Here is a 25269-nt window from a genome sequence, read left to right as displayed (position 1 = left end):
TTAACGAACAGATTCAATGCGGCTGACCTGCAAACGGAAAGGCCCTGCCGTTCGATCCGCAATTAAAAAGCCGAGCTGGTGAATCTCGCTGGGCGTGACTGCGGGGGCATCGTTGAGCAGCGTGCCACGCCGCACCGCCTCAAAGACGCTCCAGGGGAAGTGCAGCGTTTCCCAGCTATCCTGAGCAGGCGTAAATTTCACTCGGTACGCTGAGGCATTGCCAAGGGAGGTGCTTTTCAGGCGCAACTGATAGGTACGCCCATCGCCCCGCACTGTCAGCGCTATTCCCCAGGCATCCGCCAGGGTTGGTTCAAAACCGTTGGGCTCGCGGCGAACCGAGGCAAAGCCCCCGCCGTTTTCCAGCGACACCTCGCCATGAAAGCGCCCTTCGTTGTCAGTAACGCTAAATGTGCTCTGAGAAACACCGCCCATTACGCCATCGTCAACCGCGTACCAGCGCTGCTGCTCGTTTGGGTTATCAAATGTCAACGCCATGATTACTCCTTCTCATTAGCTAAAAAAGCCTCTTTGCCGCAGGGCAAAGAGGCTCGTTCAGCCTAGGTGATTAACCTTGCAAATTATAGCTTCGCCGTCGTGACCGCTGGTTCTGAATCCTGGCTATCCAGCTCTTCAGGTGATGTGACCACTAGCGCAAACTCCTCCTCGGCGGTTTTCGCAACGAGATGATTCTTGCTATAGAGGAAGAAGTAGGCTGCGCCAACAATGAACAGCACAATGGTGTAGTTAAAGGCACGTGGGTCGAAGGCGTATACCCCGGTGAGCGCGACCAGGGAAAGCACCAGCGCAATGCCTGATGTGACAACACCGCCAGGGGTTTTATACGGGCGAGGCAGATCAGGCTGCTGCACACGCAGCATAATGTGGCTCAGTGCCATCAGTGCGTAGGAAATGGTTGCTCCGACCACGGCCATCCCCAGCATTAAGTCGCCTTCACCGCTGAGTGAGACTAAAAAGCCAAATACGCCCGGTACGATCAACGCCAAATAAGGCACCTTACGCCCGCTAGTCAGCGATAAGCGCTTAGGCAAATAGCCCGCCCGTGAGAGCGCAAATACCAATCGGCTGTAGCCGTAAATAATCGAAAAGAACGAGGCAATTAGCCCAGCCAAGCCCAGCACGTTAACCAGCGTGGCCAGGGTCGGGTTGCCCGCCTCGTTCAACGCATCTACTAATGGCACGCCGCTTTGGCCAATCATTTCGGCACCCGCCGCACCGGCCAGCAGCACCACGACTAACAGTGCAGTGAAGAGCAGAAACAGCATCGCCGCGATAATGCCTTTGGGCATATCTCGGGCGGGGTCTTTAGCCTCTTCCGCCGCCAGCGGTACACCTTCCACTGCCAGGAACAGCCACATACCAAACGGCAGCGCCGCCCAAACGCCGTACCAGCCAAACGGCATAAAGGTGCTGGCGCCCGCCGCATCAGTGGGCGCAATATCAAACAGGTTGGCAGCATCGAAACTGCCTATCAGCGCGACAGCGGTCGCCAGAATGGCGAACACCGCTAGGCCACTAATCACCATCATGACCTTGAGCGCTTCCCCCACGCCTGCCAAATGAATGCCAATAAACACGGCGTAGAAAATCAGGTACACCAGCGGGCCGTCAATACCGATTAACGCCTCTACCGCGGCACCGATAAAGATCACAATCGCCGCTGGGGCCAAGGCGTACTCGATCAATACCGCCAACCCGGTTAAGTAACCACCGGCAGGCCCCATTGCCTGGCGGGCAAAGCTATAGCCACCGCCTGCTGCGGGAAGTGCCGCTGACATTTCCGCGAGCGACAGCACCAAAGCCAAGTACATCAGCGCCATCAAACAGGCGGCAATCGCAAAGCCACCCCAGCCCGCTTCAGCGATGCCAAAGTTCCACCCGGCGAAGTCACCGGAAATGACGTAGGAAACCCCAAGCCCTGCTAGCAGTATCCAGCCAGCGGTGCCTTTGCGTAGTTGGCGTTTTGCCAAATACACCTGATCAATCGATGGTTGTGTCATCGTTTTGCCCTTTCAGTGTGGAACGAAATCGTCGTCAGCGGCGTGCTGTTGTTTACTAACGCTGTTCCATTTTGTTATGTGACTGTTGTTGTTTGATCGTTGTTATAGGTGTCGTTTTTGGGGCGAAGCTAATCCGCCACCAGGAAGTTACGCGTCGAGCCTGATGCTGATTCGCCTTCCAACACATCGTCTTCGCTGCGGTCTTTCAACTTAACGCCAGACAATTTGAGCTGGCGGGCCTCTTTTAAGAGTAGAAAAAAGCGTCTAGCGGCCTCCTCTATTTGCAAACCCGCCGGGCGCACGTTGGAAATGCAGTTGCGCCGGTCATCCTTAAGCCCCGGTTCCGGTGCCCAGGTCATATACAGCCCTAAGCTATCTGGCGAGCTTAGCCCTGGTCGTTCGCCGATCATCACCAGCACGGCGTCAGCATTGAGCAGCCCTCCAATCTCATCGCCAATGGCCACCCGCCCCTGCTCAACAATCGTTAACGGCGCTAGCTGCCAATCGGCGGCGTCACTGCTCAACATCTGATAAAGCGTGCTAAGAAAGGGCGCGCTGTTTTGCTGCACGGCCAGCGCGGAAAGCCCATCGACCACAACCACCGCAAGGTCATAGCGTTGCTGAGAAGTAGCCGCTTGCTGCAACTGCTCTCGGGTCTCGTCGTTAAGGCGACGGCCATAGTCGGGTCGTTGCAGATACATGGCGCGGTCTTGAGCGTGGCTGTGTAGGCGAAGCGGCGCCTCAGTCAAATTGAGGGCTTGGGTCAGCTCGTTGGAGAGCGTTTCCACATCCAGCGGACAGTGAACCGCATCCTGGGCTTGGGCATGGGCTAACTGAAATGCCAGCAGTTTGCTGGTCGGCAGGCTAACCCCAGCGCGCCCCAGACCAATGCGCGCATCGGTAAAGGCATTTAGCCGCTCCCAAGGGTTTTCCACTACGATGGGGGATGAGGGTTTATGTGACATGTCGCGGCTCCTTGGGCAGGTGGCGCAGGCTGTTGGCAAAGGCGGCGGGAAGCTGGTCATTGAGCCGGTGGGTGCTGACATCCTGGAAAATCTGCATCTCTTCGAGCCAGCGTTCAAATTCGGGCGCGGCCTTGAGCCCCAGGACTCGCCGTGCGTAGAGGGCATCGTGGAAGGAAGTCGTCTGGTAATTGAGCATAATGTCGTCGGAGCCGGGAATGCCCATAATGAAATTGCAGCCCGCCACGCCCAGCAGCGTCAGCAGGTTATCCATATCGTTTTGATCGGCTTCGGCGTGGTTGGTGTAGCAGACATCGCAGCCCATGGGGACGCCTAACAGCTTGCCGCAGAAGTGGTCTTCAAGGCCCGCACGGGTGATCTCCTTGCCGTCGAACAGGTACTCGGGGCCGATAAAGCCCACCACGGTATTGACCAGCAGCGGATTGAACTTACGCGCTACCGCGTAAGCGCGGGCTTCGCAGGTTTGCTGGTCGAGCCCGTGGTGGGCATCGGCGGAGAGCGAGCTGCCCTGGCCGGTTTCGAAATACATCACGTTGCGGCCCACCGTGCCGCGATTGAGCGACTGCGCCGCAGCTTCGGCTTCGGCGAGAGTACCCAAATCAAAGCCAAAGCTGCGGTTGGTGGCTTCGGTGCCGCCGATCGACTGAAAGACCAGATCCACCGGGGCGCCCTGCTCGATCGCCTCCAAGGTGTTCGTTACGTGGGTAAGCACGCAGGCTTGGGTGGGAATTTGATACTTCTGAATTACCTCATCCATCAGGCGCATCAGCTTGACGCTCTGGGCGACGTTATCTGTCGCGGGGTTGATGCCAATGACTGCATCGCCGCTGCCATAGAGCAGGCCATCTAAAATACTGGCCGCAATACCGGTTACATCATCGGTGGGATGGTTGGGCTGAAGGCGTGTCGAGAGCCGCCCCGGCAGGCCAATCGTATTGCGAAAAGCGGTGGTGACCCGGCACTTTTTAGCCACCAGAATCAAATCCTGATTGCGCATCAGCTTGCTGACGGCGGCGGCCATTTCTGGGGTAATTCCCGCTTTTACTTCTGTTAATACGTCACTAGTTGCGTGATCGGATAAGAGCCAGTTACGAAAGTCGCCGACGGTGAGGTGACGTAGGGGAGCGAAGGCGTCGGCGTCATGATCGTCAATAATCAGCCGGGTAATCTCATCCTCTTCGTAAGGAATCAGGGCCTCATTCAAAAAAGTGGTAAGCGGGAGGTCGGCGAGTACCATTTGAGCGACCACGCGCTCTTCAGCGCTCTCCGCCATTACCCCGGCCAAGCGGTCGCCGGAACGAGGCGGTGTGGCTTTGGCCATCAACTCTGCCAGGCTTGCAAAGCGATAGCTGCGGCTTCCCACCGTGGTGTGATAGGTCTGCGCCATAGAGCGGTCCTTTTTGTCATGACTGCTTTACATCGCGCTGGCTGCGCGTTGAGGTACGAAACTTGCTTGTTTCCACCATAGCGCTATCACTAGAGAGGGAGTATCGAGTTTTGGCAAACCCAAGAATATTTAATAAATTTAAATAAATACATAAAGTTAGGACGTTAGTCCAGCAATATTGAATGCATATAACGCCACAAGGAGAGCCCCATGACCACGCTCGACAACGCATTTGCACCAAAAAGATGCGTTCAGGAAGCGTTCGATGCCGATGAGCACGCGCAAAACCTGACGCGCTGGCAGCAGGAGTACGACCAGCTCAGCCCTGGCAGCTTCTATGGTCGCCTGGATGAAGTGGCATTAGAAACGATGCAAGTTTTCAAGGAGCACACCGGACAAGCGCTACGCCAGCAGTGTCGGGTATGGCCAAACTCGCTATGGATCGGCATCCCCACGACGCGACATGGCACGCGGATCAATGGCCAAGCGCTTAGCGAGGGCGACGTCATGTGCCGCCCCGGTGGGCGGGATTTTGAATTGGTGACGCCGGAAGGATTCGACATCTATGGGCTGGTGATTCAATTGCCAGCGTTAGCAGAGGCGGCCAAGCGGCAGGGGATGAGCTTAGATACAGGCTGGCACGTCATGCCCCGTCGGCAAGCGGCGACCGAAACGCTCAATGCCGTCGCGTTTCTTATCGAGCGCCTGCTGACTAGCCAAACGCTGGCAATTGCCAGCCATATACATCAAGACATTCTGCTGATGGCGCTGCTTGAACTCCTGCAAGCCGAACAGCCTAGTGCAGAGCTGCCCCCCAGCTACGCGCACCGCAAGGAAGTGGTTGACCGGGTGAAGCGCTACGTGGACGAGCATATGGATGGCCCGGTCACCATGGATGAACTGTGCCAGTTGACCCATGTTAGTCGGCGCACGCTGCAGTACAGCTTTACGGCCATTTTGGGCATTAGCCCGCTGCAGTATTTACGTTTAACGCGGCTCAATCGTGTCCGTCGGGCGCTGCGAGCCGCATCACCCGAACAGTCGGTAACGGAAATAGCCACTTACTGGGGCTTCTGGCATCTGGGCCAATTCGCCCACGACTATAAGCAGCAGTTTGGTGAGTGTCCGTCACATACGCTTAACCCAAAAGTAAGCTTAGCTAAAGGTCGGTAGATCCGTGGATTCACGCCCTGGCAGACCCAATTCAAACCAACTGTGATGCGCCTTACTATCGACCCATAGGTGATAGTGCAATTGAGATATCATCACTGGATCATCTAGAAAATCCAATCGTTCCAATCGACTCATCCCCGCTGGCCCCATCAACACGGCGCGAGAAACCCGCTCGGCTCGGCGCTGGCGTATGGGCGCGACATCGGTGTGCCGTGATGTGCCTAAAGCCGTCGCCAACGCATTAGGCACGGGCTCTACCACCACTCGGACAAAAGAGGGTGCCGACATCCCGGTGTTCATCTGGGCAAGCAAACTCACCATGCGTCGCAGCACCCGTGGTGGCTGCGTTTCTTCAGGAATCCGGAACAGCCGCTTTTGAAAGCAGAACCGCCCTAACGAGACACGGCTCGACAGTGCCGATACCGGGATAGACAGCATCAAAGCGACGACGATGGGCGAGAGCCACCAAAGAAAGGTAGGCTCCATAACGTAAACACCCGCTGCCCACACAGCTCCAATGAGAGTCTGTGTCCAATGAGCTCGGATGGCATCCCCCCATGTCGTATCGCTATTTTCCCGCGATGGTGAGCGCCATTGCACCGCCCACCCCATTACTGACGTGAGTACAAACCGGGTATGAAACAGCATTCTTACCGGCGCTAACAACATCGAGAATAGCGACTCGAGCACCATGCTCGTCAATACCTTGAGCGGCCCGCCATAGTGGCGGCTACCTTTTATCCATACCAGCAATACGCTTAGCAACTTGGGCAAGAACAGCAGTAATGCCGTCACGCCGAACAAGCCCACCGCTAAGGTGGGATTCCATTGCGGCCAAACAGGAAACAGCATCCCCGGCTCGGGAAAGTAGTCGGGCGTGCTAAAGCTATGCACGGCTAGAAGTGCGGTGGAAAGAATTAAAAAAAGGCACCATAGCGGCGCTGACAGATAAGACATTAAACCGGTCAGGAAGACGGCACGGTGTACCGGATGAATACCTTGTGAGAAAAACAGCCGGAAGTTCATCAAATTTCCGTGACACCAGCGCCTGTCGCGATTGAGCTCATCCAGCAAATTAGGCGGCATTTCCTCATAGCTGCCTTCCAGTTTATAGGCAATCCACACCCCCCAACCCGCACGTCGCATCAGCGCCGCCTCGACAAAGTCATGGGATAAAATCTCCCCCGACATGGAGCCTTTACCGGGCAGCGGCGCCAGTATGCAGTGCTGCATAAACGGGGCCAGACGAATGATCGCGTTATGGCCCCAGTAGTGCGACTCGCCCAGTTGCCAAAAATGGAGCCCGGCGGTAAATAGCGGCCCGTAAACCCGCGTCGCAAACTGCTGCATGCGGGCGTACAGATTTAGGCGCCCCGAAGCGCGTGGTGCTGTTTGGATAATGCCGACCCTGGAGTGCACCTCCATCATTTGCACCAGTCGGGTCAGGCATTTGCCGCTCATGACACTATCGGCATCCAGCACCACCATATAACGATAGAGCGCCCCCCAGCGACGGCAAAAATCGTCAAGGTTACCGCTTTTGCGTTTGACACGGCGCTGCCGACGGCGATAGTAAACTTGGCCGAAAGCATTCAGGTCACGGCACAACACCAGCCAGGCGTAGGTTTCTTGAATGGCAATATCGGGATCAGACGTATCGCTCAGGATGAAGATGTCAAAATGCCGATCATTACCCGTGCTGCGCAAAGACTCCAGGGTGGCGCGCACGCCGGCAAATACCCTGGCAACGTCCTCGTTACATATGGGCACCAGCAACGCTGTGCGCGCCTCATCATCAATCGGCTCGTCACCCACCTCGCTATCAATGGCGTAACGGTCATGGCGGCGTAATAGCTGGAAAAACCCCATCAAGGCCGTCCAAAACCCGGCCGATACCCAGGCGAATAGCAGCACAAACAACGATAGGATAGTGATCTCAAGCCACTGCAGGCCTTGGCCGGGGAGTACAGTGCGCATCTGATTGGCGGCAATGATACTTTGACCAAAAATCAGCACCAGCAAAATCCAACGACGCCTTCTGGCGACCCACTTCCAGGACGCGGAGGGTGACTCTCTTCTGCGCTTTCGAAAATCCCCGTTAGCCCAGCGCTTGAAACGTCGACCAATATTTATGAAAGGATTGGTCGACCACTTCTGGGGGGCCAACGGCGTGCGTTTCATCGGTGGCGCAGTGCGTAGACGCGTAATGCCAGATGCATCCGTTGACAATACCTCTGGCGGCGCTAACGGCGGCTCTGCATAGGCAAGCGCCAAGCGTCGTCCCACTGATAAGGCCGCTGGATCATCACTATTTTTATTCTGCCAATCACCTTCACCCTCGCTATCTCCACCCAACGCAGCATGTAGCGAAGCCATATCCTGTTTATCAAGGTCACCGACTAATAACGAGTAGCGCTCCTTACGATCCCGGGTCTCCAATGCCAATCGTTCTAAATACAGATCCGTTGGCGTTGCCTGGGAAGAGGACATTGTCTCAGCCATTAGCGGGCAGCCTGTAATACCAAGTCTCGGACATTTGCTTGCCCTCGAGTACTAGCTTGGCCCTGATATCCAAAGGCTGGTTGCCATTATCGCGCTTCACGTTAACAAACACACGCCAACCGTTGGTCGCTGGATTATGCACAACGCGACTATTGGCTAATTCGCCATTATCGCCAACGCTGGCCTCTACGCTCATATTGGCATCGCTGGGGATGCCGGAAAGCGAGGGCCCGATAAAATCGAGGACGAAAGCGAGCGTACCGTCAGGCTCACGCACCAGATTATCGCGTATCACTTCTCCCCGTGAGCGACGTGTTTCTTCAACCCACGCAAGCTGAGGATCAAGGTGACGGCTTTCATCGGTTGTAAACGTAATACGGTAATCGAACGCCAGCGGTGTTTCAGGATCATGCGTTTCGTCAGCCAACCACATTGATACGATGTTGTCGTTGGTCTCGTTGTCGGTGGGAATCTGGATCAACTCAACGCTACCGGCCCCCCATTCGTTTTGTGGCTCAACCCAGGCGCTTGGGCGCAGATCATAACGTGCGGCAATGTCCTGATAATCGCTAAAATTGTGACCACGTTGCATCAGTCCATACCCGCGTAACTGAGGCGTTGCGTGTCGATTCATCATCAATCGGGCTGGATTGGCTAGCGGGCGCCATGCCCACCCATTCTGCGCATCATTGATTAATAGGCCATTAGAGTCATGGATTGCCGGGATATAGTGTTGTGTCGAAGAGGGCTGTTCTGGGCCGTAAAGGTACATACTGGTGAGTGGTGCTATCCCCAATTTCTCGACCGCCCGGCGCAAATATAGCCGCGACTGTACGTCTACTAAGGTGTCTTCTCCGGGGCGTAACACGAAGCGGTAGGCACCGGTAACGCTAGGCGAGTCAAGCAGGGCGAAAATCGTCAAGTACTGACTTTCTAGGCTAGGCTCGATGATCCACATTTCGCTAAAGCGAGGGAACTCTTCGCCTGAGGGCAACCCTGTATCAACAGCCAGGCCGCGCCCTGAAAGACCATAAACCTGCCCTCTGCCAATTGCGCGAAAATAGCTTGCCCCCAGAAAGACCATCACCTCCTCATTGCGATTTCCTTCCTTGAGCGCATGGTTGATCCTGACACCAGCAATACCAACGCCATCGCTATTTTTCGCTTCGTCGGAGATACCTAAATCACCGTAAGTGAAGTCATCTGGGTTATAAGCAAAGCCATGCACCTCACCGTCCTGATCAATGCTGTTTAATTGGATGGCGCTGTCATAATGCATCCCTTCATGGATAAAACTCAGGGTGAAAGGTGCGCCTCTACCGCTCCAAACGTCGCGATCTCGCTTGTACTGTATTTGCGCATACTCTGCAAAGCTGAGTTCGCGCAGCTCATTGGGCAACGATGTTTCCGGGGCGCGGTAGCCCTGCTGCGCGAGTTCCTCTGCTTTTTTAACGACATCATCAAAGCCAAACGCAAAAGCCTCAACAGGAATGCTTCCAATCAGCAGCCCACCTAGAACGGCTAGAGAAAAAAAATCGTTACGGCGTGAAAATTTACTCTGTGGGGTCGATCCACTCATTTAGCGTAATCCTCCTGTACAATCCTTTGACTGAATTCAAATACGCTTATTTGCCGAATCGACATACGTGAGAGACCATTCGATCAGCTAATTGCGTCCTTTTGCTATTGCTCGCCATCGCCAACATACACACCATGCGCGCATGTAAAGATTAGATTACATTTTAGGTATAGCATGAGTCTAGACTACTTGGCACCCTGACTGACCGAGCTTTTTGAAAGGACTGAGGCAAAAAATTAGAACTTACTCAGTATGTTGAACCGCGTGGAGAGGCGCTACATTAAGCGGGTGGTCTATTACAAGCCGTAGTTTTACGAAAACCCTTCGCCAATACTTAACCTATCTCTACCTGTTAGATTAGCAGAGCCAGCGCTGAACAAACTGATCGGTGACCAGAGGTCGGTCAAAGTAGTAACCTTGCCCTTGGTTGCAGCCAAGTGAAAGCAAGGCGGCGATTTGATCTTTGCTTTCAATACCTTCGGCAATGGTTTCAAGCCCTAGCGTGTTCGCCATGGCGATAATCGTCGCCACGATCACACGGTCATTGTCGCTAGTGAGCATATCGCGGACGAACGAGATATCGATTTTTATTTTATCGGCGGCAAAGCGCTTCAGGTAGGCAAGCGATGAGTAGCCGGTGCCAAAATCATCGATAGATAGCCCCAGCCCCTTGCCCTTCAACACTTCGGTCATGGCGATCGCTTTTTCAGGATTTTCCATGATGCCGCTTTCGGTAATTTCCAAGCTAAGTTGCGAGGGCTCGATGCTGAAACTAGCACAGCTATCGAGCAGGTTGGCGACCAAGTTTTCTTCCTCGAACTGCTGGGCGGCAATATTGATCGCTAGCTGCCCCGGCATTGAATAGCCCTGAGCCCGCCACTCAGCCAGCTGTCGGCAAGCTTCTTCAATCACCCAATAACCAAGCGCTACAATCATCCCACGCTCTTCGGCAATGGGAATGAATTTACCCGGAGATACGTCGCCAAGCTCTTCATCATGCCACCGGCACAGTGCTTCGGCGCCAATTAATTGGCCACTGTTTAAATCCACCTGAGGCTGAAAGTGCAAGCTTAACTGTTTTTCTGCAATAGCGGACGCTAAGCGCTTGGCGATATTCAACTGCTCAGAGATGACGCGCCCCATCCAGGGTTCAAATACACAGGTGGAAAGTTTTTGCCGCTTGGCTTGATACATGGCGATGTCAGCATGCTTCAACAGCTCCAAGGGCGTTGCCGCATGCTGGGGACAAAGCGAAATACCGATGCCCATTGAGAGTTCAAAGGAGTGCTCCTCAACCAGCATCGGGTATGCCATGCTATCGCACAACCGTTGAGCGGCAGCTAACGCGCCAATCGCTCCGACTCCAGGGCAAACGACGACAAACTCATCGCCCCCTAATCGGGCCAAAAACTCATCCTTCGTTAGCGACGCTGCAAAGTTGCTAGCAACGCCCTTCAGAACTAAATCGCCCAGATCATGCCCTGCGGTATCGTTGATCTCTTTAAAATGGTTCAGATCAAGCAGCAATAGCGCCAACTCAGGGGTCTTCGTATCGGCGAAGACTCGCTCTAAGTGGCGCATAAAAGCGGCCCGATTAGGCAATTGAGTGCCAGGATCACAAAAGGCCAATTGCCGTATACGCACTTCGTCTCGCTGACGCTCAAGCTCTGAAGCTGCACGCGCCGCAAATATCTGCAGCACATTACGCACGATATCCACTTCATCTAGCGGCTTTTTAAACATGACGCCCATAAGGCCCATCGGCTGACCGTGACTGTTATCAAGCCGACGTCCTACATAGCCATTTACCCAACTTAGGGCCCCGTTGCTCTCCTTAGGCAGCATGATGGCGGCACCCTCATGAACGATACACTCCTGCTCAACCATCACCTTATGGCAGGGAACCCCAGGCAGATAATAGGCAAAATTATCCTGCAGTTGACCATTTACATATAGCGTTAAGGTATGCGAAAAATCTGAATTCTGCTCGTCCAACAACGCAATAAAGCCCACTTCGGCAGACAGCGCCTCCGCCATATGGGCGGTTAGTTGATGCAGAAACGCCCCACCACTTGTTGCTGAGACCGCAGTCGCCACGCTAACAACCGCTTGCTGAAAGCGTTGCTGTTCATTAATGGTATTAACCAGTGTTTCATTCTGCCGACCAATACGCTGCAGCGCCCGCTTCTTATACTGTAGCCGCTCTTGGGTGTGGCTTTCCGATAACTGACGTGCCAGTTCAGCCCCTGCTAGCGCGGAAGCAATACGTAATACGTAATCGGCATATATAGGTAGTACCAAAGGAGAGGAGTGCATCAGCGCAATAACGCCTAAAAAGCTGCCATCAGGCGCTGTGATAGCGATGCCCCAATACCCTTCAACGTTGAGTAAATTTAGCCGCTTATCATTCGGGAAGTGCTGGCAAACCCGAGAGGAAATAAAATATGTTGATAGATCAGCTACTTGTTGGCATAGCGTGGCTTCCAAAGCATAAGGAGCCCCCTCACTGAACGCTTCATGTGACCACATGGCCAGCGTGGTCGCCATTTCACGGTGGCTATCGATATGCTCTACAACGGCATGATCCACCTTGAGAATACCCGCTAAGGACCTCACAAGGTGGTGAAAAAAGCCCTCTTCGCTGACGTAAGATAGCTTATCCGCTAACTGTCGAAAAATTTCTGGTGCCGAGGTAAGAGACATGGTATTAAACGCCTTCGGATTAGTCGTGCCAAAATCAAGCTACTTGCCAGCTCTTTCTGAACAGCATTATTGAAAACATCACTTATACCCGTCATATAAAATATTCCAGCATCTACTCAGGCTTCAAAAACTTTAATGAAAAAATCAAGCCACTGACACCCATTCACTTTAAAAACCTTCCAGCTAGAAGCTCAACACTACTAAAAATTAACTCATACTTTATTACTAAATATTGACATATAACTCTCTTTTCCTTTACAGCATTAACCTACCCGCTTCAAACTTCCAGGCTTTACCCTGAGCATTTAGGCTTTTTCTTTTTCAAACGCTCAATTAACCTTACCTCCACCAACAACTAATACTTCAAACAGCAACCATACGAAACAAAAAGTTACCCTTATCATCCAAACCAACCTTAGAAGTTGATATTCAACCCAAACAGCCCTTCATGTCAATAGGTCGTTCCTCAACTATTTAGGTCTAATGGAGGACGTTGTGAATAAAACAGAACAGGATCGGCTTGCAGGCAGTATTGGCAGAGCCATTGCCAAACAAAGGGTTCGCAGTCAAATGACCCAAGAAGAAGTCGCTGAGCGCTTAGGCGTTGGCAATGAAGCCGTTTCTCGCATTGAGCGCGGGCGGGTGATACCCAATATTGTGCGTCTAATAGAACTTGCGGAGGTTTTTAATTGCGAAGCTGCAGAATTACTCGGCCAAGCAAGCTTTCATGTTGATGATCAGTCAAGCAGAATGAAACAGCTTCTGGCACCTTTAAACCAAAATGACCGACAACTAGTGATCGATTTAGTGGAGAATTTAACGACGCGCTTGCAGCAAGGGTAACTATATAAGATGACAAGCACATGTTCTTGTCACCTTAATACAAAGCAATCGTGGCAACCGCCACATAGCCCCATAAGACAACTAGCATTCTCTATTATTTCAATAATATTTTATAATAGATTGTCTACACTTTATGGTATTTAAAACAGCACAATTGACTTCACACATTAATCTTATAAAACCAGAATTAAGAAGCTCTAATGCACTAGTGCACTAGTGCACCCTATTGGTTGCACAGCCATTTTTATGCTATAGAAAAGCCTGATGTAAATAGTCAGGTTTTGCTATTCAGCCATCGCAGCGTTGCGCTGCAAAGAGGCGTTATGTTCAACACGACTGCTTGGAACCGCCTGCGTTATACCGCTTACGCCCCTTTTTATGACGTGGTTGCAGCTCGTGCTTTCCGCAGGCCAAGGCGTATTGCGCTAGGCCAGGTCGATTGGGAGCCAGGTATGCGGGTGTTGTTGGTCGGCGCCGGTACAGGGCTAGACCTACCTTTTCTGCCTCATGACATTGAATTACATGCCACCGACTTAGCCCCAGCGATGGTTAAGCGCACGGCTAAACGAGCTGAAACGCTACGCCGCGATGTGGAGTGTCGGGTGATGGATGCCGAGGCGCTCAACTACCCCGACGAGCACTTTGACGCCGTCATCATGCATCTGATTATTGCGGTCATGCCTAACCCACAGCGAGGGCTTACAGAGGCACACCGTGTGCTGAAATCAGGCGGCCAGCTGTGTGTGATGGATAAGTTCCAGCCGGATGAACAGCCTGCTGGGGCGGGCCGACGCCTGTTGAACCATCTGACATCAGCACTTGCCACCGATATTACCCGCCAAGCCCAACCACTGTTTGCGGAGGCTGGCTTCACGATTCGCCACGATGAACCCGTGCTGATGAATGGCCTGTTCCGTGCGCTGTTAGCTACCAAACCAGCGCTTGCTAACCGTTAAGCATGTGACCTTTCACCGCTGCCTGCACGCTGGTGATTGCCGAGGGGATTGGCTACTCTGGCAAACTTCTTCGCCGATCATGCTCGGATTTTTGCCATGCCACCGCCCTCTTCCGCTCGTACCCAAAGGCTTCTGCTTGCCCTGCTTAGTCGCCTGCACTTATATATTGGTCTTTTTATTGGACCTTTTATTCTTATTGCAGCGCTATCAGGCATTGCTTACCTGCTTAGCCCACCTCTTGAAGCGTGGCTCTATTACGACACGCTTTATGGGGAAACTCAGGGTGACCCACAGCCACTGTCCGCTCAGATTGCCGCTGCTCAGGACTTCTTAGGTGATGCTACGCTCCCAAGCGCCGTTCGCCCGGCTCCTGAGCTCGGCGACACCACGCGCCTCATGTTTAACGCAACGAACCTTGGCCCTTCGGAACATAGAGCGGTGTTTGTTGATCCTATTTCGCTCATCGTGACAGGCGATACAACGGTCTACGGCACCAGCGGTATTTTACCGCTACGCACAGCGATTGATCATTTTCACCGTCAGCTGCTGATGGGTAATGTAGGCCGCCTTTACAGCGAATTAGCCGCGTCTTGGCTTTGGCTTGCTGCCTTGGGTGGCGTCATATTGTGGATGTGGCAGCGCCCTGCGCTGAAAAGGGTTTCTGGAGCCCCTACAACCCGGCGACGTCACGCCACGCTGGGATTGGTACTTGCCATCGGACTGCTGTTCTTCTCGGTGACGGGACTTACTTGGTCGCAATGGGCGGGGGGCAATATCGCGGAGCTGCGCAATGCCTGGGGTTGGAACACACCTAGCGCCTCAACAGCACTGATCGATCCTGATAGCCAAATCACTGACGAGCATGCCGAACATCACGGTCATGCAGCCCCCGTTTCAGCCAGTACACAGCTGCTGCCAGAAGATTTTGATCGTGCGCTCATGGCGGCACGGGCGGCAGGGCTAACGGCAGATCGCATTCAACTCTCTCCACCAACCAGTGAAAACCAGGCTTGGCGGGTAGCAGAAATTGATCGGCGTTGGCCCACCCAGGTGGACCAGGTCGCGCTGCATCCGCACAGCATGGCGGTCACCGATCAAACCGACTTTGCCACGTTCCCCTTAGCCGCCAAGCTCACCCGCTGGGGGATTGACCTGCATATGGGGGTTCTCTTTGGCTTGGTCAATCAAGTAGTGCTGGCATTGATCGCTGCAGGGCTTGTGACGCTAATGAGCTGGGGGTACGCCATGGCATGGCGTCGGCTGCGCACGGCGAGTGGCCAGCGTTTCCCAACGGTTTCAGAGCCATGGTTATTGCTTCCGATTAAAGCCAAGCTCAGCGTGCTGTTAGTTGCTATCGCGTTAGGTATGGCGCTACCCGTTTTAGGCGTTAGTCTCGCGATATTTATCGTGATCGATGCGCTACGCTGGTATGTGAAAAAGCGTTACACTGCCCGCCACCTAAATGCCCACCCTTCAAATACATCAAGGTGATCGATGCCAAAAGCACCCGTTAAACGCTTTCGTCGCTTACCCGATGACGAGCAGTCACGCGTTATCGAGATGGCCTGGGAAGACCGAACGCCGTTTGAGGCGATCGAAACGCTGTATGGTTTAGCCGAACCGGACGTCATAGAAGTAATGCGCCACCAGCTCAAACCCGCTTCGTTTCGCCTATGGCGCAAACGCGTCACCGGCCGCGCGACAAAGCACCAAGCTCTGCGTTCGCCCGATGTACTTCGCGGCTACTGCCCGACGCAATATAAGCGCTGATGATTGGAAAAAGAAATGCTTCCGAAAGCGTCCTCTCCAATACGCGCTGGTTGACAGTATTTAACAGACCCTAAAGAAGGGGCTGTTTCATCAATGACGGGTAGTTTTGCCTTACCTAGAGCCCATTTTTAATCGCCCACACTTCCCCAATACCCGCCCTGTTTAAGCAATCCTTTCAAATGGTGAGTAAAACGTTGGGCTTCGGTAGAGCACGGTTCTTTTCTACTTAACAGGCCAATGCCCATTCCGGGCACATCTTCTGCTAGTTCACGTCGCGATAAGTGGTCGCCATCCAGCGACCAGGGACGAAACACTAGATTGGATAAAATCGTCACGCCGATACCCATGCCGACTAAACTGCGCACTGCTTCAATAGAGCGGCTGCACGTAATCACTTGTGGCCTACGCGGCTGCCTTTTCCAGTAGCGCTCCCAGGTGGCTATATGCTCATCCATCTCTAGCAGAATAAAGGGGTATTCACACACGTCATTTAACTTAACGTGAGCTCGGCGTAGCAAGGGATGACCTGTGGGTGCCCATAGCCGCCGTGGGGAGTCAAACAGCCGTTCACAGTGAAAGTCTTCCGCAGGGGACACGTTATCGATGACTAACAACCCAAGGTCAATGTCGCCAGCCCGCAGTTGCTGTTGAATATCTTCGATACTGGCTTCAGAAATAGTTAGCTGAACACCGCTTAATATATTTAGTTGCCCTTGAAGTAAGCGGGGCAGCATGTAGGCCGAGATAGTTTCGGTTACCCCGAGGCGCAAGGTGCCACAGGGCTCATCTGGCAATGACCGAACGCTTTCTCTAGCCTGCTGCGCTTCGTGAAGTAGGCGAACAGCATATTGCTGCAGAGACTGCCCTGCTGCAGTGGGCAACAACCCTTTGGAATGTCGTGTGAATAACAGGCAACCCAAATCGTTCTCCAGCGCTTTAAGCGAGGCTGACATTGAGGGCTGGGAGATATGGCAACGTTGCGCCGCCATAGAAAGCGTGCCGGTCTCTATGATGGCCAGGAAGTGGCGTAATTGCTGCAGCGTCATAGATAAAACCTATATCAATCGACTTGAAATACATATTAGCTTGATGCGTTTGTGGAGCGATAGGATGAATTAAATGTTTCGAGCACTTACCTATGGCATCTACAACACTTACAACGACTCCCGCCGCCGCCCTTCCCGGCTTTTGTACGCTGTGCCGCTCTCGCTGCGGTACGCTCAATCATGTTCAAAATGGCAAGCTGGTGGCGGTTGAGGCATTGGCAGGCCACCCCACTGGCCGCGGTACCTGCGCAAAGGGACGTGCGGCGCCGGAGCTGGTTAATCACCCTGAACGTATTTTATATCCCCTTAAGCGCACCCGCCCAAAAAATGGTGGGGACCCCGGCTGGAAGCGTATCAGTTGGGAGGAGGCGCTAACTGAGATTGCCGACCGCTTGAACGAGATCCACGCTCGTGGAGCTGAGCGAGTTGCCTTCGCTGTTACTACCCCTAGTGGCACGCCACTTTCTGACAGCATCGATTGGGTGGAGCGCTTTATCCGTAGCTTTGGCAGCCCCAATACCATCTATGGCACAGAAATTTGTAATTGGCATAAAGATGTTGCTCATACCTTCACTTTTGGCTGCGGCACTCCCAACGCGGACTACGCCAATGCGCGACTTAACGTGCTGTGGGGGCACAATCCTTCCCATGTGTGGCTTTCCCAAGCTGGTGAGTTAGGGGTGGGCCAACAGGCGGGGGCCCGGCTACTAGTGATTGATCCTCGTGAAACATCGCATGCCCGACAGGCCGATTTGTGGCTTGCTCCACATCCGGGTACTGATGGCGCTCTGGCGCTATCAATTGCCCATCAGTTGATTCTTACGGGCCGTTTTGATGTTGATTTTATTCGCCTTTGGAGCAATGCCTGTTTGCTGGTGGACGTAGCCACTGGACGCTATGTACGTGACCCCCTCAATCCAGAACGCTTTATGGCATGGCATTCCGAACAAGGAGCGCCTATTGGTTTGGATAACCGCTTTAAGACTTCTGAGTCGTTAGCTGCCCAACTTGCCCTGGAGGGAGAGTATGAACTTCACCCGGAGAGTATGGAGGTAATCCGCTGCCGCCCTGCTTGGAGCTATTACCGCCAGGCCTGCGCCGAATGGCCTTTGGAGCGTGCCGAGCAGGTAACAGGTGTTAAAGCTGAACAGATTTTACGCGCGGTGACACTGATAGGTGAGGCTGGTGATGCCGTTAGCTATCACGGTTGGACCGGCATTGGCCAGCACACCAACGCGACGCAAACTGAGCGTGCTATTGCGACGCTTTATGCCTTAACGGGTAGTTTCGACCGCCCTGGCGGTAATCGCCGCTGGAGCACACCGCCGAGCAACTCCGTTAACGGCTTAGAATTAATGCCAGAGGGACAGCGGGAAAAAGCACTGGGGCTTGGTAAACGCCCCCTTGGCCCGGCAGCCAGTGGTTGGGTAACGGCGGAGGATGTTTATGCGGCGATTGAAAGCGGCGTTCCCTACCCCATTGAGGCGTTATTCTGCTTTGGCGGCAATATGCTGGTTTCACAGCCTGAGGCCGAGCGCGGTGAGCGTGCTCTTGCCGCTCTCAACTTTCATGTGCATTGCGATCTTTTCCATACGCCTACTAATGCCTTTGCCGATATTCTGCTGCCGGTGAATACCCCGTGGGAACGGGAGGGCTTGCGCATCGGTTTTGAGATTAACGCTGAAGCAGCACGCCATGTGCAGTTACGCCCTGCCATGGTGTCGCCACGTGGTGAGTCCCGTGCTGATTACCAAATCGCGCTGGATCTTGGTTGCCGCTTGGGCATGGCAGAGGCGTTCTTCCACGGTGATATTGAGCAAGGTTGGAACCATATGCTTGCCCCAATGGGGCTTGATGTAGCGACACTACGCCGCCGTCCTGAAGGTATTCGTTTACCGCTGGAGCAGCTAACTGAGCGCCATACATTGCTGGACGCAAAGGGTCATTGTCAGGGTTTTTCAACGTTAAGCCGCCGGGTAGAACTCTACTCCCAAACCTTGGCAGAGAATGGCTACCCGGCGGTGCCCTCGTATGTGCCACCACAACCAGCCACTTCCGCCGAATGGCCATTGACGTTAATCACGGTGAAAAATGGCTATTACTGCCACTCCCAACAACGCCAGTTGGCCTCTTTGCGCCGCCGGGCGCCCGAACCGAGTGTGTCTATCTCACCGGCACTTGCCAAGGCTAAAGGGCTAGTGGAAGGCGCTTGGGCAGAGATCCTTGGTGAGCAGGGTAGTGCACAGCTGTGCGTTAAGCTCGATGAGAACCTAAGCAATAATTTGGTGGTAGCCGAATATGGTTGGTGGCAGGCCTGTCACGACCTCGGTCGTTCTGGTTATGCGCTGCATGGTCTTGGCTCTGCCAATATTAATGCCGCACTTTCTGCTCGCCGACGCGACCCGCTGAGCGGCGCGTTGCCGCTGCGTAGTGCTGCCTGCGACCTGCGTCCTGCGGAAATACCGGGTACTCGTTGGAGCGGCTTTCGCCCTATGCGCATCAGCGCGAAGATTCAAGAGAGCGAGGATGTGACCTCGCTGTGGCTAACCCCATCCAGCGATTTGCCATTGCCTTCTTACCTACCCGGCCAGCACGCTACTTTCCGCTTTTCTATTGATGGGGCCTGGATAGAACGCACCTATTCGCTTTCCGGCGCGGCTCCAGCTCAGTCAACGTCCGGGATGAGTTATCGCATCAGCGTGCGCCGCTCCCACTCGTTGATAGAGAGCCCAAGTGTATCGCAGCACATTCATGACCAGTTGCAGGCTGGCATGGAGATTGGCATGAAGATGCCTGGCGGCAACTTCACTCTGCCACTTCGTCATCGGCATCCGTTAGTACTTATCGCTGGTGGCATTGGTATTACGCCTTTTCTATCGCTGCTGGAAACCCTGGATTCCCAAGGTGCTGGCACGATGCCATCAGTCACGCTGCTGTACGCCAACCGTAGCGGCCAGAGCCATGCGTTTCGTGAGCGCCTCAAAGAACTCTGCCAGCGCTTGCCCCGCCTCCAGGTGTTGGATGTTTACAGTGAACCTAGCCCCAGTGATATCGCTGATGGTGCTTTCGATCATGCCGGCATTGTGGATGAGCAATTGCTCTTCTCACACGTGGGGCACGATGCCCGCGTCTACCTTTGTGGCCCTACCGTCATGATGGATGCCCTACGTGGCCTACTGGTAGCCCAGGGCATATTACCTTTTGAGATTTTTCACGAGGCGTTTTCCGCCCCCTCACGCCCCGTCTTAGACGCTATGCAGCCGCGCCGCATTCATTTAGCACGTTCACAACGCGAATTTGTTTGGCAGCCTCAGCACGGCAGCTTGCTTGAAAGCGCAGAGAAACAGGGTCTTCAACTGCCTAGCGGTTGCCGTGTCGGCCAGTGTGAAAGCTGTTCACTCACTCTTATGAAGGGGGACGTTCATGTCTTGGTAGATACCCCAGCGGAGGAAGGGCGCTGCCTGACGTGCCAATCGGTTCCTTTGACCGACCTTAGTTTGGATGCTTGACCTGCTTTTCACATAAACCCGGGAGAAACGAAATAATGATAAAACATTTCACCAATGGCTGTGTGCGGCTGTTCGACCGTTACCTGCCCGACCCTTTTGTGCTTGTTGTGCTCATTACCTTGGTAGTGTTCTGTGCGGGCATACTATTTGAGGGCCAAAGCCCAGTAGCGATGCTTGATCATTGGCGCGGAGGATTTTGGTCACTACACACCTTTGCCATGCAGATGGCGCTCATCTTACTTACTGGCTTTATTGTTGCTAAGGCGCCGCTGTTTACCCGCCTGGTAGAGCGCATCGCGAGCGTTGCGCGTACGCCCGAGCGTGCTATCGTGCTAGTGACACTAACCTCTCTCATCGTAACCTGGGTTAACTGGGGCATTGGCTTGGTTATTGGAGCCATTCTCGCCCGTGAACTGGCACGCAGAGTTCCCCTGGTGGATTACCGGTTGCTGATAGCCAGCGCTTATTCCGGCTTTCTTGTTTGGCATGGTGGGTTATCCGGCGCGGTCCCACTGACACTGGCTACCCCCGGTCACTTTCTGGAAAGCAGCATTGGCCTTATTCCTACCAGCCAGACGCTTCTCAGCAGTTTTAACTTATTCATCTTAGCGGCGCTTTTGGTTGCTCTGCCGCTAACCAATCGGCTGATGATGCGCAACATCGACCAGCCAGTAACATTGCAGGAAGTCGTGGAAGTACATCCTGAGGTTTTGCCTGCGAAGAGTGACGATGATGATATGCGCCCCGCTCAGCGATTGGAGCGTTCGGTGTGGTTAGCACGACTGATTGGGGCAATGGGGTTAGCCGCGATGGCGGTTTACGCATTGGCTAATGGCGGTGGACTTACGCTAGACGTGGTGATCTTCGCACTACTGTTCATCGGCATTCTATTGCACGGTACTTTGCGTCGTTATCTCGATTGTGTGCAGGAAGGTATTTCGGGCGCTAGTGGAGTGCTGATCCAGTTTCCTTTCTATGCTGGCATTATGGGCATGATGAGCGCTTCAGGCTTAACCTCCTCCATGGCTCAGCTCTTCATTGAGCATGCCACACCAGCTACTTTACCTGCGCTTAGTTTCATTTCTGCAGGGATTATCAATATTTTCGTACCTTCAGGCGGCGGCCAATGGGCAGTACAGGGACCCATCCTGATGGAGGCAGCACAAGCTTTGAACGCAGATATTGCCAAGGTTGCCATGGCATTTGCGTGGGGAGATAGCTGGACCAATATGCTTCAACCTTTCTGGGCACTACCTGCATTAGCGATTGCTGGGCTCAAAGCTCGCGATATTATGGGGTTCTGTGCGGTGATCTTGTTAGTCTCCGGCATCATCATCGGCGGCACTTTGCTCATTCTTCCTTGAGATACGCCCAGAATGATTGAGTAGAGTGTATAAGTAACCTATTTAGTAGGAGCAATGCTCGATCACTCATGAGAAGAGGCTCATCAATACTTTGGGCCTCTTCTCATTGATTATGTGTGTTAAATACTCATTTACTAAGCAACGTCAATCTTACTTCATTATTTCCAAAACAAGCCTTTATCTAAACGTCTCTTTATTGTTATATTATTACATAACATAAACCCGTTTAGAGGTGACCTAGCAATGACCGCATTTACTCCCCTTCCCGTGACGGTGCTCTCGGGTTTTCTTGGTGCCGGAAAAACAACCGTACTCAATCATATTCTGGCCAATCGCGAGGGGCGTCGGGTGGCGGTGATCGTTAACGACATGAGTGAGGTCAACATTGATGGTGCACTGGTGCGCGGTGGCCCTGGCGAATCGACGCTGGATGGCGACGTGGCCCTTAACCGTTCAGAAGAGCGCTTGGTAGAGATGAGTAACGGCTGCATCTGCTGCACTCTACGCGAAGACTTGCTGGAAGAAGTTAGCCAACTGGCCCGAGAAGGAAAATTCGATTACCTAGTGATTGAGTCCACCGGGATTTCCGAGCCGCTGCCTGTCGCGGAAACCTTCACCTTTGAGGACGAAAGCGGCCAGAGCCTTTCCCACGTCGCCCGATTAGATACGCTGGTGACGGTAGTCGATGGCGCCAATTTTCTTGACCAGTATCGCGAAGCGCAAAGCCTCGCCGAAGCCGGCGAAAGCTTAGGTGAAGACGACGAGCGCAACGTTGCCGACCTGCTGGTCGATCAAATCGAGTTTTGCGATGTGCTGCTCATCAGTAAGACAGACCTCATCAGCGAAAAAGAGCTGGAGGCCCTGAAGGCGATTTTACGCTCGCTTAACCCTGATGCTGAGCTAGTGCCGATTACCCAAGGTGACGTGCCGTTGGATAAAGTACTCGATACCGGCAAGTTCAACTTTGAGCGCGCCCAACTGGCACCGGGATGGCTAAAGGAGATGCGCGGCGAGCACGTCCCAGAAACCGAAGAGTATGGCATTGGCAGCTTTGCTTACCACGCCCGACGCCCCTTCCATCCGCAGAAATTTCACGACTTGCTTAACCAAGAGTGGTTCGGCAAAGGCCTGTTACGCTCGAAGGGGTTCTTTTGGCTCGCCACCCGCCCTCAAGCCGCTGGCCAGTGGAGCCAAGCAGGTGGTATCGCCCACCACGGCCCAGCGGGGGTGTTCTGGAAGGCGATTCCCGAAGAGCGCTGGCCAACGGATCCAGAAACGCGTCAGTTTATTATGGAAAAATGGCAGGAGCCGTTTGGCGATATGCGCCAGGAGTTGGTATTTATCGGCCAGAACCTGGATCAAGCCCGTATGCGCGAAGCGCTGGACGACTGCCTATTAAGCGAGGCAGAACTGCTGGAAGGCATGAAAGCGTGGAAGAAACTATCTGACCCGTTTCCTTCCTGGGAGTAGGTTATTGTAGTAATACTCAAGTACCAAAAGAGAGGCCGAAGCCTCTCTTTTTTATTGCCAACTATTTTATGCAAGCTACTTTTTTGCAAGCGAAGGCGCTTACCGCAGCATACTGGGCAACCAAGTAGCGAGCCCCGGGAATACTATCAGCACGGCGACCAGTAGCATCGAACAGAGAATATAAGGAATCGCGGCCGAGTAGATTTCACTCATGGTCGTGCCCGGCGGTGCTACCCCTTTCATCACAAACAGTAACAGCCCCAATGGTGGTGTCGAGAAGCTGATTTCCAGTGCCAGCAACACGACGATACCGAACCATACCAAATCAAAGCCAAGTGCCTGCGCCAGCGGAAAGAAAATCGGCACAGTGAGCATCATGATGGAGATCTGCTCCATAAAGGTGCCCAGCACCAACAGTACCGCAAACATTGCTAATAGCATCAGGATGGGGGAAAGATCGAAGCCTGTTGCCCAACTGATCAAACCGCCTGACGCGCCCGAGAAACCGAGCAATTGGCTGAAAGTGGCCGAACCAAACACGATCAGATAAGCCATCAGCGTGACTTTTAGCGCCCCAGTGACCGAAAGCTTAAATGCCTCCCAAGTCATGCAGCGGAAAAGAAACGCCAGGATAATCACGCCCAAAGCCCCAAAGGCCGCGGCTTCTGAAGGCGTAGCAAACCCCATCAGCATCATCGCAACAATGATCACCATCACGCTAAGCATGGGCAGAATATCGGTCACTATCAGCTTGAGCTTGGCGCTTAGCGGCACCGGCTCCAACTCATAGACAGGAGCGGCCTCCGGGTCCAACTTGGTTTGGATAAAGATGGTGACAATATAGAACCCCGCCAGCGTCAGCCCAGGCAAAATGCCAGCGATCAGCAGCGCGCCAATATCCACTTTTGCCAAAGTTGCCAACAGTACCGCCAACGCAGAAGGCGGAATAATAATCGCCAAACCGCCGGTTCCCAGAATAGGACCAATGGCCATTTTCTTCTTATAGCCACGTCGCTCCATTTCCGGTACCAGCAGCGATCCCATCAACGCCGTGGAGCCCATGGAAGAGCCGCTTAAAGTAGAAAACGCCGTGCCGCCGACCACCGTCACGTAAGATAAACGGCCTGGAAGCTTGCCCATCAACTGGTCAACGGCATTGAACATTTTCATGCCTAAGCCGGTGCGGAAAAACAGTTCGCCCATCAGTAGAAAGAGCGGGATGGGGACTAGGTTGAAGCTTGAAAGTGCGCCGAAACCGTTGTTGAGCATCTGTAAGATGCCGGTTTGACCACCCATAAAGTGCCAGGCACCGATGACGTTAGCGGCTAAAAATGCCAAGGCTATCGGAGTGCCAATCGCCATAAAGATAAGAATCAGCGAGAGCAGAAAAGCGAGCGCAAAGTACCATTCCATTATTCTTTCATCCCCGCTTCGCCGCTGTGAAGTATTTCATGGCCCACTACAAAGCGGCCAAACTCAATCGCCATTAACGTAAAGCTAATAGGGAATACGATGGTCAATATCCACTTCGGCACAAAGTAGGCACGCACGTCATAGTCTGTGCGCTCAATGTTGAGCAGAAATAGATCCAATCCTTTCCATGCCAGCACGCCGCACACCACGACACATAGCAGCGATACCCCTCGGCTTAGAATGTTGAGCGCTGGCAGCGGCAGGACGGAGGTCAGCAACTCAATATGCACGTGCCCTTTTTGGCGCACCAACCAGGGTGCCCCTAACAGGGTGAGGTAAAACATGGCGTACTCGGTGGAAAGGAAAAACCATGCAGAGGGCTGGAGCCCCAAATTACGGATGACCACCGAGAGCACTACGGCCACCATCAGCCATACCAGCATGATAGCGGCCAGAAGAGCCATGCCATTAAGTAGCAGCAAATAGCCGCGTTGTGCGTAGCGCATAAAAGACCCTAACGAAAATAGCCACACAAAAAAGGGGCGCTCACTGG

Annotated in this window: 18 protein-coding genes; 8 read left to right on the top strand and 10 right to left on the bottom strand. The window is 53.6% G+C overall.

Annotated features, from left to right (window positions below; genetic code table 11):
* The 4 genes from ACXUPB_RS02875 to ACXUPB_RS02860 all read right to left on the bottom strand — a co-directional run bounded on the left by ACXUPB_RS02875 (window position 1) and on the right by ACXUPB_RS02860 (window position 4388).
* On the bottom strand, window positions 1-495 hold the full coding sequence (locus ACXUPB_RS02875; RefSeq protein ID WP_101147336.1) for a CIA30 family protein: 495 nt from the start codon (window positions 493-495) through the stop codon (window positions 1-3).
* Window positions 496-578: 83 nt separating this feature from the next.
* Complete coding sequence (gene eat / locus ACXUPB_RS02870) at window positions 579-2018, bottom strand: ethanolamine permease (RefSeq protein WP_339934295.1); 1440 nt, start codon at window positions 2016-2018, stop codon at window positions 579-581.
* 128 nt (window positions 2019-2146) lie between these two features.
* Window positions 2147-2983 (bottom strand): ethanolamine ammonia-lyase subunit EutC, encoded by an 837-nt coding sequence (gene eutC, locus ACXUPB_RS02865; protein ID WP_101147338.1) that lies wholly within the window; start codon window positions 2981-2983, stop codon window positions 2147-2149.
* On the bottom strand, window positions 2973-4388 hold the full coding sequence (locus tag ACXUPB_RS02860; RefSeq protein ID WP_101147339.1) for an ethanolamine ammonia-lyase subunit EutB: 1416 nt from the start codon (window positions 4386-4388) through the stop codon (window positions 2973-2975). Before ACXUPB_RS02860 ends, eutC begins: the two co-directional genes overlap by 11 nt.
* A 210-nt stretch (window positions 4389-4598) precedes the next feature.
* Between ACXUPB_RS02860 and ACXUPB_RS02855 the strand changes: the two genes are divergently transcribed.
* Window positions 4599-5561, top strand: a complete 963-nt coding sequence (locus ACXUPB_RS02855) for a helix-turn-helix domain-containing protein (RefSeq protein WP_101147340.1) — start codon at window positions 4599-4601, stop codon at window positions 5559-5561.
* Here the strand turns inward: ACXUPB_RS02855 and mdoH are convergent.
* The 3 genes from mdoH to ACXUPB_RS02840 all read right to left on the bottom strand — a co-directional run bounded on the left by mdoH (window position 5544) and on the right by ACXUPB_RS02840 (window position 12345).
* On the bottom strand, window positions 5544-8063 hold the full coding sequence (mdoH, locus tag ACXUPB_RS02850; RefSeq protein ID WP_472955234.1) for a glucans biosynthesis glucosyltransferase MdoH: 2520 nt from the start codon (window positions 8061-8063) through the stop codon (window positions 5544-5546). The genes ACXUPB_RS02855 and mdoH overlap by 18 nt on opposite strands.
* Complete coding sequence (locus ACXUPB_RS02845) at window positions 8056-9642, bottom strand: glucan biosynthesis protein G (RefSeq protein WP_101147342.1); 1587 nt, start codon at window positions 9640-9642, stop codon at window positions 8056-8058. The genes mdoH and ACXUPB_RS02845 overlap by 8 nt, the downstream gene beginning before the upstream one ends.
* 357 nt (window positions 9643-9999) lie before the next feature.
* On the bottom strand, window positions 10000-12345 hold the full coding sequence (locus tag ACXUPB_RS02840) for a putative bifunctional diguanylate cyclase/phosphodiesterase (protein WP_101147343.1): 2346 nt from the start codon (window positions 12343-12345) through the stop codon (window positions 10000-10002).
* A gap of 495 nt (window positions 12346-12840) precedes the next feature.
* Between ACXUPB_RS02840 and ACXUPB_RS02835 the strand changes: the two genes are divergently transcribed.
* From ACXUPB_RS02835 to ACXUPB_RS02820, 4 genes are all read left to right on the top strand, one after another.
* Window positions 12841-13188: a helix-turn-helix domain-containing protein gene (locus ACXUPB_RS02835; RefSeq protein WP_472955230.1), complete on the top strand. Its 348-nt coding sequence runs from the start codon at window positions 12841-12843 to the stop codon at window positions 13186-13188.
* A 323-nt stretch (window positions 13189-13511) separates the two neighbouring features.
* Window positions 13512-14144 carry a class I SAM-dependent methyltransferase gene (locus tag ACXUPB_RS02830; protein WP_472955229.1) on the top strand — a complete coding sequence of 211 codons (633 nt, stop codon included), beginning with the start codon at window positions 13512-13514 and terminating at the stop codon, window positions 14142-14144.
* A gap of 96 nt (window positions 14145-14240) precedes the next feature.
* Window positions 14241-15635, top strand: a complete 1395-nt coding sequence (locus tag ACXUPB_RS02825) for a PepSY-associated TM helix domain-containing protein (RefSeq protein ID WP_472955228.1) — start codon at window positions 14241-14243, stop codon at window positions 15633-15635.
* Between the two features lie 3 nt (window positions 15636-15638).
* Window positions 15639-15914 carry a TIGR03643 family protein gene (locus ACXUPB_RS02820; RefSeq protein ID WP_335597497.1) on the top strand — a complete coding sequence of 92 codons (276 nt, stop codon included), beginning with the start codon at window positions 15639-15641 and terminating at the stop codon, window positions 15912-15914.
* 128 nt (window positions 15915-16042) lie between these two features.
* Here the strand turns inward: ACXUPB_RS02820 and ACXUPB_RS02815 are convergent, their stop codons facing one another.
* Window positions 16043-16960: a LysR family transcriptional regulator gene (locus tag ACXUPB_RS02815; RefSeq protein ID WP_472955225.1), complete on the bottom strand. Its 918-nt coding sequence runs from the start codon at window positions 16958-16960 to the stop codon at window positions 16043-16045.
* 92 nt (window positions 16961-17052) lie between these two features.
* Here ACXUPB_RS02815 and ACXUPB_RS02810 point away from each other — a divergent pair, with 92 nt between their 5' ends.
* The 3 genes from ACXUPB_RS02810 to zigA all read left to right on the top strand — a co-directional run bounded on the left by ACXUPB_RS02810 (window position 17053) and on the right by zigA (window position 23303).
* A complete protein-coding gene (locus ACXUPB_RS02810; protein ID WP_472955223.1) occupies window positions 17053-20469 on the top strand; it encodes a molybdopterin-dependent oxidoreductase in 3417 nt (1138 codons plus the stop codon).
* A 35-nt stretch (window positions 20470-20504) separates the two neighbouring features.
* The gene (locus ACXUPB_RS02805; protein WP_101147350.1) at window positions 20505-21833 is read left to right on the top strand and encodes a short-chain fatty acid transporter; all 1329 of its coding nucleotides are present in this window, start codon (window positions 20505-20507) and stop codon (window positions 21831-21833) included.
* A 243-nt stretch (window positions 21834-22076) separates the two neighbouring features.
* The gene (zigA, locus tag ACXUPB_RS02800; RefSeq protein ID WP_472955221.1) at window positions 22077-23303 is read left to right on the top strand and encodes a zinc metallochaperone GTPase ZigA; all 1227 of its coding nucleotides are present in this window, start codon (window positions 22077-22079) and stop codon (window positions 23301-23303) included.
* A 99-nt stretch (window positions 23304-23402) separates the two neighbouring features.
* Here zigA and ACXUPB_RS02795 read toward each other — a convergent pair whose 3' ends face one another.
* Both ACXUPB_RS02795 and ACXUPB_RS02790 read right to left on the bottom strand, forming a co-directional pair.
* A complete protein-coding gene (locus ACXUPB_RS02795) occupies window positions 23403-24716 on the bottom strand; it encodes a TRAP transporter large permease (protein ID WP_472955219.1) in 1314 nt (437 codons plus the stop codon).
* Entirely contained in the window at window positions 24716-25222 is a 507-nt protein-coding gene (locus tag ACXUPB_RS02790) for a TRAP transporter small permease (protein ID WP_035587466.1), read from the bottom strand. Before ACXUPB_RS02790 ends, ACXUPB_RS02795 begins: the two co-directional genes overlap by 1 nt.
* Between the last annotated feature and the right edge of the window lie 47 nt (window positions 25223-25269).

Source organism: Vreelandella sp. DA03-1M (genome assembly GCF_055725665.1).
This window is presented reverse-complemented; position numbering and strand designations above follow the sequence as displayed.

Bases quoted from the DNA above. Each gene is read 5' to 3' on its own strand.
- ACXUPB_RS02830 (WP_472955229.1), top strand. From the start codon at position 13,512: ATGTTCAACACGACTGCTTGGAACCGCCTGCGTTATACCGCTTACGCC.
- ACXUPB_RS02875 (WP_101147336.1), bottom strand. From the start codon at position 495: ATGGCGTTGACATTTGATAACCCAAACGAGCAGCAGCGCTGGTACGCG.
- ACXUPB_RS02840 (WP_101147343.1), bottom strand. From the start codon at position 12,345: ATGTCTCTTACCTCGGCACCAGAAATTTTTCGACAGTTAGCGGATAAG.
- ACXUPB_RS02845 (WP_101147342.1), bottom strand. From the start codon at position 9,642: ATGAGTGGATCGACCCCACAGAGTAAATTTTCACGCCGTAACGATTTT.
- ACXUPB_RS02855 (WP_101147340.1), top strand. From the start codon at position 4,599: ATGACCACGCTCGACAACGCATTTGCACCAAAAAGATGCGTTCAGGAA.
- ACXUPB_RS02815 (WP_472955225.1), bottom strand. From the start codon at position 16,960: ATGACGCTGCAGCAATTACGCCACTTCCTGGCCATCATAGAGACCGGC.
- ACXUPB_RS02820 (WP_335597497.1), top strand. From the start codon at position 15,639: ATGCCAAAAGCACCCGTTAAACGCTTTCGTCGCTTACCCGATGACGAG.
- ACXUPB_RS02825 (WP_472955228.1), top strand. From the start codon at position 14,241: ATGCCACCGCCCTCTTCCGCTCGTACCCAAAGGCTTCTGCTTGCCCTG.
- ACXUPB_RS02810 (WP_472955223.1), top strand. From the start codon at position 17,053: ATGGCATCTACAACACTTACAACGACTCCCGCCGCCGCCCTTCCCGGC.
- ACXUPB_RS02860 (WP_101147339.1), bottom strand. From the start codon at position 4,388: ATGGCGCAGACCTATCACACCACGGTGGGAAGCCGCAGCTATCGCTTT.
- zigA (WP_472955221.1), top strand. From the start codon at position 22,077: ATGACCGCATTTACTCCCCTTCCCGTGACGGTGCTCTCGGGTTTTCTT.
- ACXUPB_RS02795 (WP_472955219.1), bottom strand. From the start codon at position 24,716: ATGGAATGGTACTTTGCGCTCGCTTTTCTGCTCTCGCTGATTCTTATC.
- mdoH (WP_472955234.1), bottom strand. From the start codon at position 8,063: ATGGCTGAGACAATGTCCTCTTCCCAGGCAACGCCAACGGATCTGTAT.
- ACXUPB_RS02805 (WP_101147350.1), top strand. From the start codon at position 20,505: ATGATAAAACATTTCACCAATGGCTGTGTGCGGCTGTTCGACCGTTAC.
- ACXUPB_RS02790 (WP_035587466.1), bottom strand. From the start codon at position 25,222: ATGCGCTACGCACAACGCGGCTATTTGCTGCTACTTAATGGCATGGCT.
- eutC (WP_101147338.1), bottom strand. From the start codon at position 2,983: ATGTCACATAAACCCTCATCCCCCATCGTAGTGGAAAACCCTTGGGAG.
- eat (WP_339934295.1), bottom strand. From the start codon at position 2,018: ATGACACAACCATCGATTGATCAGGTGTATTTGGCAAAACGCCAACTA.